10 protein-coding genes are annotated in these 13555 nt (G+C 47.8%); 5 read left to right on the forward strand and 5 right to left on the reverse strand.

The window, feature by feature from the left end; translation table 11 throughout:
• Window positions 1-24: 24 nt before the first annotated feature.
• From C7I86_RS13390 to rfbB, 3 genes are all read left to right on the forward strand, one after another.
• Window positions 25-2643 (forward strand): replicative DNA helicase, encoded by a 2619-nt coding sequence (locus tag C7I86_RS13390; RefSeq protein ID WP_010873744.1) that lies wholly within the window; start codon window positions 25-27, stop codon window positions 2641-2643.
• A 196-nt stretch (window positions 2644-2839) separates the two neighbouring features.
• Entirely contained in the window at window positions 2840-3751 is a 912-nt protein-coding gene (locus C7I86_RS13395; protein ID WP_010873745.1) for a MoxR family ATPase, read from the forward strand.
• A gap of 30 nt (window positions 3752-3781) precedes the next feature.
• Window positions 3782-4810: a dTDP-glucose 4,6-dehydratase gene (gene rfbB, locus C7I86_RS13400; RefSeq protein ID WP_010873746.1), complete on the forward strand. Its 1029-nt coding sequence runs from the start codon at window positions 3782-3784 to the stop codon at window positions 4808-4810.
• A 66-nt stretch (window positions 4811-4876) separates the two neighbouring features.
• On the opposite strand, the gene C7I86_RS13405 is transcribed toward rfbB, so the two are convergent.
• Both C7I86_RS13405 and C7I86_RS13410 read right to left on the reverse strand, forming a co-directional pair.
• A complete protein-coding gene (locus tag C7I86_RS13405; protein ID WP_010873747.1) occupies window positions 4877-5140 on the reverse strand; it encodes a hypothetical protein in 264 nt (87 codons plus the stop codon).
• Between the two features lie 107 nt (window positions 5141-5247).
• The gene (locus C7I86_RS13410) at window positions 5248-7257 is read right to left on the reverse strand and encodes an elongation factor G (RefSeq protein WP_010873748.1); all 2010 of its coding nucleotides are present in this window, start codon (window positions 7255-7257) and stop codon (window positions 5248-5250) included.
• 133 nt (window positions 7258-7390) lie between these two features.
• On the opposite strand from C7I86_RS13410, the gene purM reads away from it, so the two are divergent.
• Entirely contained in the window at window positions 7391-8416 is a 1026-nt protein-coding gene (gene purM / locus C7I86_RS13415) for a phosphoribosylformylglycinamidine cyclo-ligase (protein ID WP_010873749.1), read from the forward strand.
• Here purM and C7I86_RS13420 read toward each other — a convergent pair.
• A complete protein-coding gene (locus C7I86_RS13420; RefSeq protein ID WP_010873750.1) occupies window positions 8413-9051 on the reverse strand; it encodes a class I SAM-dependent methyltransferase in 639 nt (212 codons plus the stop codon). The genes purM and C7I86_RS13420 overlap by 4 nt on opposite strands.
• Before the next feature lie 112 nt (window positions 9052-9163).
• Here C7I86_RS13420 and hemH point away from each other — a divergent pair, with 112 nt between their 5' ends.
• Entirely contained in the window at window positions 9164-10327 is a 1164-nt protein-coding gene (gene hemH, locus C7I86_RS13425; RefSeq protein ID WP_010873751.1) for a ferrochelatase, read from the forward strand.
• Window positions 10328-10398: 71 nt separating this feature from the next.
• On the opposite strand, the gene C7I86_RS13430 is transcribed toward hemH, so the two are convergent.
• Window positions 10399-11919 carry an amidase gene (locus tag C7I86_RS13430; RefSeq protein ID WP_010873752.1) on the reverse strand — a complete coding sequence of 507 codons (1521 nt, stop codon included), beginning with the start codon at window positions 11917-11919 and terminating at the stop codon, window positions 10399-10401.
• 2 nt (window positions 11920-11921) lie between these two features.
• Window positions 11922-13412: a hypothetical protein gene (locus C7I86_RS13435; protein WP_010873753.1), complete on the reverse strand. Its 1491-nt coding sequence runs from the start codon at window positions 13410-13412 to the stop codon at window positions 11922-11924.
• Between the last annotated feature and the right edge of the window lie 143 nt (window positions 13413-13555).

Genomic DNA, 13555 nt, shown 5'->3' on the forward strand with positions numbered 1-13555 from the left:
ACTGTCCCCAATCATTCCAACTTGATGGCTGCTAACCCTGCCCTGCCCCCCCAAAACATTGAAGCTGAAGAGTGCATCCTGGGGGGGATTCTCCTCGATCCAGAGGCCATGGGGCGCATCATTGACCTCCTGGTAGTAGACGCTTTTTACGTCAAGGCCCATCGTTTGATCTATGAGGCCATGCTTAGTCTCCATGGCCAAAGTCAGCCCACGGATTTGATGTCTGTCAGCAGTTGGCTCCAAGATCACCATCATTTCGAGGCGATCGGGGGCATGGTGAAATTAACTCAATTATTAGATCGCACCATTTCAGCGGTGAACATTGACCGTTTTGCCGCCCTAATCATGGATAAATATTTGCGTCGCCAATTAATTGCAGCGGGGCATGACATCGTTGATTTGGGTTACGAAACTAGCAAAGAATTAGAAACAATTTTCGATGAATCGGAACAAAAAATATTTCGCCTCACCCAATCTCGTCCCCAAGCAGGGCTAGTACCGTTATCAGAAACCTTAGTTAATACTTTCATTGAATTAGATAAATTACACGAAAAACTTTCCAGTCCAGGGGTAGAAACCCAATTCTATGATCTTGATGCAATGACAGGGGGATTACAGCGGGCAGATTTAATTATTTTGGCCGGCAGGCCGTCGATGGGAAAAACGGCATTCGGTTTAGGAATTGCCGCTAACATCGCTAAAAACCAGAATTTGCCTGTGGCTATTTTTAGCTTAGAAATGTCCAAGGAACAGTTGGCATTAAGACTAGTGGCTAGTGAATCCTTAATTGATAGTAACCGTTTACGGACAGGGCACTTTAGCCAAGCAGAATTTGAACCTTTAACGGCGGCCATGGGCACCCTTTCCAGTTTACCTATCTACATTGACGATACGGCAAGTATTTCCGTAACCCAAATGCGTTCCCAGGTGCGTCGCCTCCAAAGTGAACAAAAAGGTCCATTGGGTATGGTTCTAATTGATTATTTGCAACTGATGGAAGGAGGCAGTGATAATCGGGTACAGGAATTATCAAAAATTACCCGTTCTCTCAAAGGTTTAGCCAGGGAAATTAACGCGCCAGTAATTGCTTTATCTCAGTTAAGTCGAGCGGTGGAATCTAGAACTAACAAACGGCCAATGATGTCAGATTTAAGAGAGAGTGGCTGCATCAGTGGAGATAGTTTGATCAGCTTGGCGAGCACAGGAAAAAGAGTTTCTATTAAAGATTTGTTAGATGAAAAAGATTTTGAAATATGGGCAATTAATGAACAGACGATGAAGCTAGAATCAGCTAAAGTTAGTCGTGTATTTTGTACTGGCAAAAAGCTAGTTTATATTTTAAAAACTCGACTAGGTAGAACTATCAAGGCAACAGCAAATCATAGATTTTTAACTATTGATGGTTGGAAAAGATTAGATGAGCTATCTTTAAAAGAGCATATTGCTCTACCCCGTAAACTAGAAAGCTCCTCTTTACAATTAATGAGTGATGAGGAACTAGGATTACTAGGGCATCTAATTGGTGATGGCTGTACTTTACCTCGCCATGCTATTCAATATACAAGCAATAAAATAGAATTAGCTGAAAAGGTAGTCGAATTAGCAAAAGCAGTTTTTGGCGACCAAATTAATCCTCGTATCAGCCAAGAAAGGCAATGGTACCAAGTTTATATCCCTGCTAGTTATCGGCTAACCCATAACAAAAAAAATCCGATTACAAAATGGCTAGAGAATTTAGACGTATTCGGACTGCGTTCCTACGAAAAATTTGTTCCTAATCAAGTTTTTGAACAACCACAGAGGGCGATCGCCATTTTTCTAAGACATTTATGGAGTACAGATGGTTGCGTCAAATTAATAGTAGAAAAATCATCTAGACCGGTAGCTTATTACGCAACTAGTAGCGAGAAGTTAGCAAAGGATGTACAGTCGTTACTCTTGAAATTAGGCATTAACGCACGTCTATCAAAAATAAGTCAGAATGGCAAAGGCAGGGATAACTATCATGTAACCATTACAGGGCAAGCTGATTTACAAATCTTTGTTGATCAAATTGGCGCTGTTGACAAAGACAAACAGGCAAGTGTTGAGGAAATTAAAACCCATATCGCTCAACATCAAGCAAACACTAACAGGGATGTCATTCCAAAACAAATTTGGAAGACCTATGTGTTGCCACAAATTCAAATAAAAGGGATAACTACTCGCGACTTGCAAATGAGACTTGGTAATGCCTACTGTGGGACAGCTCTTTATAAACATAATTTGAGTAGGGAAAGAGCAGCAAAAATAGCCACTATTACCCAATCACCAGAAATAGAAAAGTTGTCTCAGAGTGATATTTACTGGGACTCCATCGTTTCTATTACGGAGACTGGAGTCGAAGAGGTTTTTGATTTGACTGTGCCAGGACCACATAACTTTGTCGCCAATGACATCATTGTCCATAACAGTATCGAACAAGACGCAGATTTAATTATGATGATTTATCGAGATGAATATTATAATCCCGACACGCCGGACCCAGGGGTAGCAGAATTGCTAATTGTTAAACATAGAAATGGACCCACTGGCGTAGTTAAATTGTTATTTAAACCGGAATTTACCCAATTTTTAAATTTGCAACGAAGTAATGATTACTAGATTGAGTAAAGAAAGTTTTACCCACAAAGTTTCTGGTAAATTGATTGCCAAAAGCTTTTCCCTGCTTTTTATCCATCAATGGTGAACCAATGGGATTCGCAAATACACAGTCACCTTGGGCACATCGGGTGAGGTACAGTAAAAGCTGTTAATTTGTTATCCAAATCCCCCTAGCCTGCGGCGCTATGCTTCCCCTATGCGAGAACAGATTTCTGTCCTTACCCAAAATCTTAGTCAAACCATTGTGGGCAAGGATGAGGCTATTCGTTTGGTGTTGGTGGCCCTGTTGAGTGGGGGCCATGCTTTGCTGGAAGATGTGCCCGGTGTGGGCAAAACCCTCTTAGCTAAGTCCCTGGCCCGTTCCATTAACGGCAAGTTTCAGCGGGTGCAGTGTACCCCCGATTTATTACCAACAGATATTACCGGCACTAACATTTGGAACCCCAGTAGTCGTGAGTTTGAGTTTTTGCCCGGCCCGGCGTTTGCCAATATTCTCTTAGCCGATGAAATTAACCGGGCTACCCCCCGCACCCAGGCTGCTTTGTTGGAGGTGATGGAAGAAAAACAGGTCACAGTGGACGGTGAAACCCGTTTGGTGCCCCATCCGTTTTTTGTCATTGCTACCCAAAATCCCATTGAGTACCAGGGCACTTTTCCCTTGCCAGAGGCCCAGTTAGATCGTTTTGCCCTTTCCCTCAGTTTGGGTTATCCGTCGGAAGCAGAAGAACTGAAAATGCTCCAGCGGCAACAAAATCCAGAGGCGATCGCCGTGGGAGATTTAGAGTCTTGCATTTCCTTGGAAGAAGTGGAGGCATTACAAAAAGCGGTGCGGCAGGTAAAACTAACGGAGGATTTGCAACAGTATCTCCTACGCTTAGTGCGGGCCTCCCGGACTGATGAGGACGTTACTTTGGGGGTTAGTCCCCGGGGCACAACAGCTCTACAACGGGCAACCCAAGCCTTTGCCTTTTTGGAAGAACGGGATTATGCCATTGACGACGATGTGAAATTTGTTGCTCCCCATGTGTTAGCCCACCGCTTAATTCCTGCGAGCGGCAAAGATCCCAAGGCAATTTTGCAAAGACTTTTGGACAGCGTACCCATTTAATTTATTTAACCAAATCGTTCTTTCTTTCCCATGGCAAAAACTCCCATTTTGGTCACCGGTGGGGCCGGTTTTATCGGTGCCAACTTTGTTTACCATTGCGTTCAAACCTGCGGCGATCGCCGTATTGTTGTCCTCGATGCCCTCACCTATGCTGGGAACCGAGCCACTTTAGCACCATTGGAAAAACTGCCCAATTTTCGCTTTGTCCAGGGAGATATTGGCGATCGCCATTTGGTGGATCAACTATTGAGGGAAGAGCAGATTGAGACCATAGCCCATTTTGCGGCGGAATCCCATGTGGACCGTTCCATCCTTGGCCCTGGAGCCTTTGTACAAACCAATGTGGTGGGTACTTTCACCCTGTTGGAAGCTTTTCGAGAACATTGGCAAAGGCGGGGAAACCCAGCCCAATTTCGCTTTCTCCACGTTTCCACCGATGAAGTTTACGGCAGTTTAACCCCCAATGAACCGGGTTTTTCGGAAACCACCCCCTATTCCCCCAACAGTCCCTATTCCGCTTCCAAGGCCGGCAGTGATCATTTGGTGCGGGCCTATTTTCACACCTACGGCTTGCCCACTTTAATTACTAATTGTTCCAACAATTATGGCCCCTACCAATTTCCCGAAAAGTTAATTCCCCTCATGTGCCTCAACATTCTGCGTGGGGAAAAGTTGCCGGTGTATGGTGACGGTCAAAATGTGCGGGATTGGCTTTATGTCACAGACCACTGCCAAGCTCTGGACTTAGTTTTGCACCAAGCCTTGCCAGGGGCAACCTACAACATTGGCGGCAACAATGAAGTTAAAAATATTGAATTGGTAGAAATTTTATGCGACTTGATGGACGAATTAGCTCCTGATTTACCAGTTAAGCCGGCACGACAACTGATTAGCTATGTGACCGATCGCCCTGGGCATGATCGCCGCTACGCCATTGATGCCAGCAAGATTAAACGGGAGTTGGGCTGGGAACCAAAAGTAACAGTGGAACGGGGCTTAAGACAAACAGTGCAATGGTATTTAGACCATGAAGCCTGGTGGAGGCCCCTGTTGGGTTAGTGAATATCAACCAAAGGCGATCGCCTAGTCCATTGGGTAACAGGGATTGCAGAGATTGACAAAATCCTATTGCTGGGGTGGATTTTCCCGCTCCATCTCAATGCGGAGGGGAGCATCAGGTTTTTCCGTTAATCCCAAGCTATTGAGAACCTGCACCACGCCAAAGGCCACCACTACCCCCAGCACCAGTCCTCCCACCACCAAAATGACAAACCAGTTGCGGGCTTTTTTCAGAGCCTCTTCCCGACGAGCTCCCGTGATGTCGTCGTATTCGTCAAAATTAGAGTTACCTTGATCGGAGCCACCACCATTGGGGGAAGGGAAAACCATAAAATTTTAGGGCGATCGCCAAAATAGCCCCTTAAGGTTATCCTGATTTTCCGCCTTGGCAAAGGCCAAAATTACCTAATCCCCCAAGCATCTCTTAAGGAAGACAATCAATCTGGACGTAAATTAGGCGCAAACTTATCCGGCACTTCCTGGAGATGGTCAGATTGCCAAGTAAAATTCCCCACCCCCAAGGTCAAAGAACGCAGTTCAATAATGAAGTTCTGCATTTCTGCTTGGGGTAAATGGGCAGCCACCTGGTCCCAACTTTTCCAGTCGGAACGGGCTTCGTAACCAAGAATTTGGCCCCGATGGCCGCTTACTAGTTGCAACACCCGAGAGGTAAATTCCGTTGGGGTGGTGACGTTAACGCTCAAAATTGGCTCCAACAACACCGGATTACATTGGGGCATTCCTTCCGTCATGGCTAGGCGGGCGGCCTGTTTAAAAGCCTGTTCAGAACTGTCAACATTATGGTAGGAACCGTCAGTTAAAGTAACGGCGATATCCACCACAGGGTAGCCAAGGGGGCCTTTAGCTAAATATTCTCGTACCCCCATTTCCACCCCAGGAATATATTGTTTGGGCACCACTCCCCCCACAATGGTTTCACTGAAGCTAAAGCCGTTACCCCGTTCCAGGGGTTTAATGGTAAGGTACACATCGCCAAATGCGCCATGGCCACCGGTTTGATGTTTGTAGCGGCCGTGAACTTCTGTGCCTTTACGAATGGTTTCTTTATAGGGAACTTGGGGTTGTTGGCTGACCATGGGCAGTTTATATTGCCTTTCCAATCTTTCCAGTGCCACTTTGAGATGAATCTCCCCTTGGCCCCAAAGGATTACTTCTTGGGTTTCGGTATTTTGCTCCCAAGTTAGGGAAGGGTCCTCCTCCACTAATTTTCCCAGGGCAGTGCTGAGTTTGACTTCATCTTTCCTCTGTTCCGGGGCGATCGCCAGACCATAGACCGGGGGCAAAGGCTCAACAAAGGGCAGGGGTTTGACATCAGCAGTAGAAAGGGTAGTCCCGGTGTTGATATTTTCTAACCGAGCTAGACCCACAATTTCCCCCACCGTGGCGGTTTGTACCGGTGTTTGCTGATTACCAAAAAGACGATAAATGCCCCCCAGCCTTTGACCATTTAGGGAGTCAGCTTCCCGTAAAGTTCCCTGCCAAATGCGAGCCAGGGATAATCGACCCTGGGGAGTGAAATAGGTTTTTAATACCTGGGCAATGACGGGGCCGGAACCATCGGTGCTCAAACTCCGGCGGGCCGCCGTCACACTGGGGTCCGGTGCTTCCTTAATCAACACATCCAGCAATGGTCGGACACCGAAATCCTGCTCCGCCGCCCCCAGCACCACCGGCACAATTAAATCTGCCCCCAATTCCTGTTTGAAATCCGCTTCGATTTCCGCCTGGGGCGGTTCCACTTCCTCCAACAATTCCTCCAACAGGCGATCGTCAAAGTCCGCCAACGCCTCCAACATTTCCTGGCGGGCCTGGTGTTCAGCCCCGGCTAATTCCGCTGGCAACGCAATGGGATCGGCGGCACTGCCAGTGTGGTATTGATAGGCTTGCTCCGTAATGAGGTCAATATAGCCCTGTAACTCCTCCCCTTTGTAAATGGGATACTGCTGGGGAATTAGGGGCCGGGAAGAAACACTTTTCAGGGCCTGTAAAACTTCCCCAAAGGGTTGTTTAGCCCGGTCCATTTTATTGATAAACACCAGATGGGGAATGGCCCAATCATCCAAAAATTTAAACAAAGGGGCGAGGGTCAAAACCCGACTCACATCCGCCTCACAAACGATGACCGCAGTACCGGCGCCGACCAACGCTCCATAGGTTTCCTGGGCAAACTCGATGGAACCTGGACAATCGAGGAAATTTAAGCGCAAATTTTCATAATCAATCCCTGCCACACTCACTTCCACACTCATTTGGCGGGCCTTGGCCTCAGGGCTGCTATCGCTCACTGTGTTGCCGTCTTTGATATTCCCCTTACGGCTGACACTGCCACTAACCCACAAAACACTTTCAAGCAGGGTGGTTTTACCACTGCCATAGGGGCCAACAATGGCCACGTTGCGGAGGGATTCATTGGTGGGGTTGTTCATAAAAAAATACCTGAAAGGCTCTTATTGCTGAGCCTAACCCAGAATTCCCGGCCTCAAACCTCTCCGCAATCTCTTGTAAAATTCGGGCAGGAGATTGTTAACTCTGGTTAAGTTTCAGTGGGTAAAAAACGACATGGATTATCGGCAAGCGGGCGTAGATGTGGAAGCAGGCAGGGAATTTGTCAGCCGCATTCGGCAACAGGTGGAAAGTACCTTTCGCCCAGAGGTTATGGGGGGCATTGGCGGTTTTGCCGGGCTGTTTGAGATTCCCGCTGGCTATAAAGCACCGGTGTTGGTTTCCGGCACAGACGGGGTGGGTACAAAACTGAAGATTGCCCAGGCCATGGACCAACACCACACCATTGGCATTGATTTGGTGGCTATGTGTGTAAATGATATTTTGACCACCGGAGCAGAACCCCTATATTTTCTCGATTATTTAGCCACGGGCAAGTTGGAACCGGCCCAATTGGCCGATGTGGTCACCGGCATTGTGGAAGGCTGTAAACAATCTGGCTGTGCTTTGTTGGGGGGGGAAACAGCGGAAATGCCTGGTTTTTACGGGGCAGGAGAATATGATGCGGCGGGCTTTGCGGTGGGCATTGTGGAAAAGTCCCAATTACTCAACGGCTCCCAGGTAAACATTGGCGATGTGGCGATCGCCGTGGAGAGTTCGGGGGTCCACAGTAATGGTTTTAGTCTGGTGCGGAAAATCATTGAAAGCAATGGCTGGCAATGGTCTGATTGTTTACCAGAGTGGGGAGGCCAGTCCTTAGGAGAAATCTTTTTAGAACCCACCAGGATCTACGTCAAACCTATCCAGGCGTTATTGAAGTCAGGCATTAACATCCACGGCATGGCCCACATTACCGGCGGCGGATTGCCAGAAAATCTCCCCCGCTGTTTGGGGCAGGGGCAATCCATCCAAGTCAAAGCTGGAAGTTGGCAACCCTTACCCGTATTTAACTGGTTAGCTGACAAAGGCCAAGTCAACTCCACTGCCATGCTGGAAACCTTTAATTTGGGGGTAGGTTTTGTGGTGCTTGTCTCTCCGGAGCAGAGGCAGACAACCCTAGATTTTTTCTCCGGGCAGGGGCTGGTGGCTAATCAGATTGGGACAGTAATCGAAGGCGATGGCGCTTTTGTTTGGCTAGATTAGTTAACAGTCTTATTTGCTCTGGCCTGGATTACCTGTAAACTGCCCCCCGCATAGAGATGCTTACGAACAACTGTGAAACCAGCTTGGTCCAGTAATGACCCTAAATCGGTGTTAATTAACTGCCAGGCGGTTTCCGTTTCAAACAGGCCCATAAAAATTGCCAAGGGCGGCCAAAATAGCCAATTACTGGGGCGATGTAAATCCACTAAGGCAAAAATTCCTCCTGGTTTGAGCACACGGTGTACGCCGCTGATAATGCTCTGTAGTTGTGCCGGAGTCATTTCGTGCAGGGCGACGCTGGTGTGCACTAGGTCGAATTCCCCTTCCCCAAAGGGTAAATCCTCGGCCAAACCCTGAACATAGGTCGCCTGGGGTACATTAATTTTCGCCCTGCCCAGGGCCTTGGGGGAAGCATCCAGCCCCACCACCGTGGCTCCAGATTGAGCTAGGTAAACAGTGGCTTGGCCACCCCCGCAACACAAATCCAGCACCTTCTGTCCCGGTGAAATTGCTAAATTCTCCAATGGCAATTGATGGAAACGCTCTTCTCCCCCCACATTCAAAGTCGCTAGGCGGGAAACTAGGGCGTAAACCCACGGATACTGATAACTCCAAGTGCGGAAAATAGTTGCCATAACCTAGAAAGAAATTGGGACGCCGTTTGTAGGTTGGGATTCTTTCCTTTTCGCCATCTATTGTTACACTTGGTAAAGAAACTGAAAAATCATTCTACTAAGCTTAACAATTATGGGTCGTGTTGGGGTCTTACTGCTAAATCTTGGCGGACCGGAGAAGTTAGAGGATGTACGCCCCTTCCTTTTTAACCTGTTTGCGGATCCGGAAATCATTCGTCTCCCTTTTCCTTGGTTGCAAAAACCCCTGGCATGGCTGATTTCTACCCTACGGGCGAAAAAATCCCAGGCCAACTACGCCGAAATCGGTGGTGGTTCCCCCCTGTTGCAGATTACCGAAGCCCAAGCCTCCGCCCTCACGACCCGTCTGGAACGCCTTGGCCAGGATGCAAAAGTGTACATTGGCATGCGCTACTGGCACCCCTTTACGGAGGAAGCCGTCGAAAAAATTAAAGGCGATCGCCTGCAACGGCTGGTGATTTTGCCTCTATATCCCCATTTTTCCATTAGCACTAGCGGCTCCAGTTTCCGGGTGTTGGAGGAAATGTGGCATAACGACCCCAGTTTGCGGCAATTGGACTATAGCCTGATCCCCTCTTGGTACGACCATCCGGGCTATCTCCAGGCCATGGCGGATTTGATTGCTCAAGAATTAAAGAAATTCCCCAATCCAGACCAAGCCCATATTTTCTTCAGTGCCCACGGTGTGCCCCAAAGCTATGTGGATGAAGCGGGAGACCCCTACCAGGCAGAAATTGAAGCCTGTACCCGTTTGATAATGCGGACTCTCGATCGTCCGAACCAATACACGTTGGCCTACCAAAGTCGGGTGGGGCCAGTGGAATGGCTCAAGCCCTACACGGAAGAAGCTCTGCAAAAACTGGGGGCGGAGGGCATTGACGATCTATTGGTGGTGCCCATTAGCTTTGTGTCAGAACATATTGAAACCCTCCAGGAAATTGACATCGAGTATCGGGAAATTGCCGAAGAAGCCGGCATTGATAATTTTCAGCGGGTACCGGCCCTAAACACCCATCCAGTTTTCATCGACGCCTTGGCCCAGATGGTGATGGATTCCCTCAACGATCCTCCCTGCACCTTTGAAACGGTGCCCCATCCCAAAAAGAACATGAAAATGTATCCCCAGGAAAGATGGGAATGGGGTTTGACTACGGCGGCGGAAGTATGGAATGGTCGCCTCGCCATGTTGGGTTTCATTGCCCTGTTGGTGGAGTTGATCAGCGGCCAGGGCCCGTTGCATTTTGTCGGCTTGCTTTAGAAAACTTTTGAAAGTCCCCAAACCCCCAATGATGGGGGAATTAGATTATTGCAACCGATCTTGACACTGCGTTAGGGCATAAATTGGAGCGGTAGTTGGCGGGGCTGGTTCCCTTGCAACTGTTGCTCCATTTGATGTGCCAACGCTAGGACTAAAGCATCGGCGGCGGGCTTACCAATAATTTGCACACTGAGGGGTAAACCCTGGTCATCAAATCCCACCGGAATGGCGATCGCCGGTAGGCCGGCCGCATTGGCGGGGGGGCAGGGGGCAATCCATTCAATAATTTTCTGCACCACGTCGGGGGGCGATAGATGGGTCCATTCCCCGATTTTTGGGGGCCGATGATTAAAAACGGGCAAAATTAGGGCGTCATACTGTTCCATAAAGCCGACAATTTGGCGGGAAATCACCTGCATATTCCTTACCCCCCGCAGATAGTCCCCCGCAGTGCCACTGGTTTCCCCTAACCACTGATTAACCGATTCCAACAGGGGTAAAGGAATGCCGGAAGCCCCCACCCCAGCTTTCCAAATTTGGGCAAAGGGTTCAATTAAACTAGTGACATCAAAACAGGCTTCCTCCAATTGATGCCCTAGATTTTCGCAAACGGCGATCACCTTGGCCACAGCCCCTTGAATCTCAGAAGAACTGCTAAAGGGAGGTAGGGAAAAAGCATAGGCCAGGCGCAGTTGCCCAGGGGTTTCCCCCGTGGTCTCCACAAAAGGGCGATCGGGGGACGGTAGCCAATAGGGATCCCCTGTGATGTAACCTTCCATGACGTCCAACAGAGCCGCCGCCTCCAACACAGTGCGACTGAGGGGACCATGGCAGGCAATGCCACTCTGGTAATCTCCCACTGGAGCCTGGGATACCCGGCCACGACTGGGTTTAAAGCCCACTAAGCTGCAACAAGCTGCTGGAGTTCTCACAGAGCCGCCACCGTCGGAGCCCTGGGCAATGGGCACCAAACCCGCCGCCACCGCCGCCGCACTGCCACCGCTAGATCCCCCCGCGTTATAGTCCAAATGCCAAGGATTGCGGGCCGGTAAAAATCCTGGGGGTTCGGTGTAGGGAAATGACCCCAGTTGGGAAGTGACGGTTTTACCCACGATGGTGAATCCCGCCGCTTTCATTTTGGCCACAACACCGTCATCGTAGGTGGCTAAATTTTCCTTCAGGGCTGACACCCCGTAGCTCACCGGCATGTCAGCAACGCAGTTTAAATCCTTCACCGCAATGGGTACGCCAAAAAATGGTGGCAAAGGTTCAGAATTACCCATTCCCGCTAAATATTTGGTTTTCTGCTTCGCATCGGCGATCGCCGACTCCCAGGCCACGTGGGCAAAACTGCCTACTGTTTGATCATATTTCCCCAGGCGATCGAGATAATACTGGGTGATTTCCAAAGGAGAAACCTGGCGAGTGCGGACTAATTGGGCTAAGTCGAGGGCGCTTAGTAAACAAAAATCAGTCATTTTAAAATTGGCAAATAATTGGCGGTTAGAAAAATTAGAAAAATTAAAAGGCAAAGGCTTTAAAACCTTAACGTAATCCGGCAGCACTGACTCCCTATCAGCCTGTCTCCGCATAATCAACTAACTGTATTACCCAAAATTCGTTCAATATCCGCTTCGGAAAGTTTTTGCAGATAATTAATTTTAAATTCTTCGAGGAAATCAATTAATAATTCTTCAATGTCTTCTAGGTGGTGTTGTTGATTCAATTCCACATTAAGTTCCATGGTCAGCTTAGTCAGTAAATTTTCCAGTAGTCGATCAAATTCCTTATCCTGTTCTAGAAAGCTCTGTAGAGTAGTCAGTATGCGCTCGTAGGATATTGCAATCATATTGGCCATTATTTCCCGCTGCATATTTTTTACTCCAGGCAAACTCTGTAACTGGGTGTAACCCTGAATTTGTCCTAGGGAAGACTGCATATTATATAGCATAAAATCTCGTACTTCTGGTTCTACTTCTGGCAATACTTTTTGCAATAAAACCTGGGAAACAATTCTAATGACTTCTACTAACTCATTGCGGTTATTAATATCAATATATTGGGTGGTTTTGGCTCGGTCTAAAAATTTTCGCAGGGCTCCTTCCCGCACTAATTGTTGCATTTGTTCCACCAGCCGCACCACAATTACCTCTGTCATATCTTCAGCAATGATGGCAACAAAACCCTGGGTAGCCTGCCCTTTAACTTTATTCAAATCCATTAATTTAGCTTTATCTAGCCGCACGGTGAGGGGAATAATGCGCAGCCAACGGAAAAATGGTAAAAACAAAAAGAAATCATACCAACGCCACAGCATGGCATCGACCCAACTGACCCCCCGGTAACGCAGGCTAATTAAACGGGTACGTCCCAGAAAGTCTATTAAGAAAATCAGGAAAAAGGGAAAATCAATTAAGGCAAAATTATCCACTGGCTGGCCATTTTCCCCAATTTCTCGGAAATAGTTAGTGGCAATCAGAGGTCTAATTTCTTGGTCAAAAAATACTAGCTGGTTAGTTAGTCCGTTTTTAAGCAGGTAATCCTTAGACCAAAAGGTTTCAAAGGATTCGGTGGCAGATGCATCGGTGGAACCAAAAACATGGAGCCGCATAAGATTTTTGATCCGCTCAAAAGTGCCGGTTTTATTGGCAATTTGGAAGGGATTTTCGATAATCATTTGGGCACTGTCTTGGCGTAATTCCGCGAGAATGTTATCAATTTCCTGCGCCTGTTGTACGTTGCCAGCCCCATCCAAGGCCTGTTCATCTAGTTTGCTATTTAATTCATCCACCAGTTCTAAATAGGCAGCGGTGGAACGGTAAGGTTCAATGCCTTTTACCCAATCGTAGTATGGGGTAATGTTGAAAGGAAAAATCCGCACGGGCCGCTTGGGAAATACCCGCTGGAAAGGGCCGACTTTAACTGAAAGCTGCACTGTCCCCTGTAACCAAAAATCCCGCAATGGGATATAGGTCAAATCAAACAAAACTAAACTGTAATTGGCAAGCAAAATTAGAGCCAATATACGCTCATACCAAAGAGGTACTGCTAGATGTTTTTTGGATCGGTCAAAGGGACGGGGCATAGTTGGAAATGGCAAAATGCTTGAATGATGGCCGCTAACCAGACTTTAAGGTTAGCCATGGAAAGCCTCCCTGGCAGAAGTTTTGGGAGATTAGCTCGGAGTGCTCACCATTGCAGGGAAAAATAAGGTTTCAGCAATAGCCT

This window comes from Synechocystis sp. IPPAS B-1465 (assembly GCF_003015225.1).
Taxonomy (GTDB): domain Bacteria; phylum Cyanobacteriota; class Cyanobacteriia; order Cyanobacteriales; family Microcystaceae; genus Synechocystis.

Excerpts from the sequence above, each read along its gene's own strand:
- C7I86_RS13405 (WP_010873747.1), bottom strand. The coding sequence starts at position 5,140 with ATGGTTTTCCCTTCCCCCAATGGTGGTGGCTCCGATCAAGGTAACTCT.
- rfbB (WP_010873746.1), top strand. The coding sequence starts at position 3,782 with ATGGCAAAAACTCCCATTTTGGTCACCGGTGGGGCCGGTTTTATCGGT.
- C7I86_RS13430 (WP_010873752.1), bottom strand. The coding sequence starts at position 11,919 with ATGCGGAGACAGGCTGATAGGGAGTCAGTGCTGCCGGATTACGTTAAG.
- C7I86_RS13395 (WP_010873745.1), top strand. The coding sequence starts at position 2,840 with ATGCGAGAACAGATTTCTGTCCTTACCCAAAATCTTAGTCAAACCATT.
- purM (WP_010873749.1), top strand. The coding sequence starts at position 7,391 with ATGGATTATCGGCAAGCGGGCGTAGATGTGGAAGCAGGCAGGGAATTT.
- hemH (WP_010873751.1), top strand. The coding sequence starts at position 9,164 with ATGGGTCGTGTTGGGGTCTTACTGCTAAATCTTGGCGGACCGGAGAAG.
- C7I86_RS13435 (WP_010873753.1), bottom strand. The coding sequence starts at position 13,412 with ATGCCCCGTCCCTTTGACCGATCCAAAAAACATCTAGCAGTACCTCTT.
- C7I86_RS13410 (WP_010873748.1), bottom strand. The coding sequence starts at position 7,257 with ATGAACAACCCCACCAATGAATCCCTCCGCAACGTGGCCATTGTTGGC.
- C7I86_RS13390 (WP_010873744.1), top strand. The coding sequence starts at position 25 with ATGGCTGCTAACCCTGCCCTGCCCCCCCAAAACATTGAAGCTGAAGAG.
- C7I86_RS13420 (WP_010873750.1), bottom strand. The coding sequence starts at position 9,051 with ATGGCAACTATTTTCCGCACTTGGAGTTATCAGTATCCGTGGGTTTAC.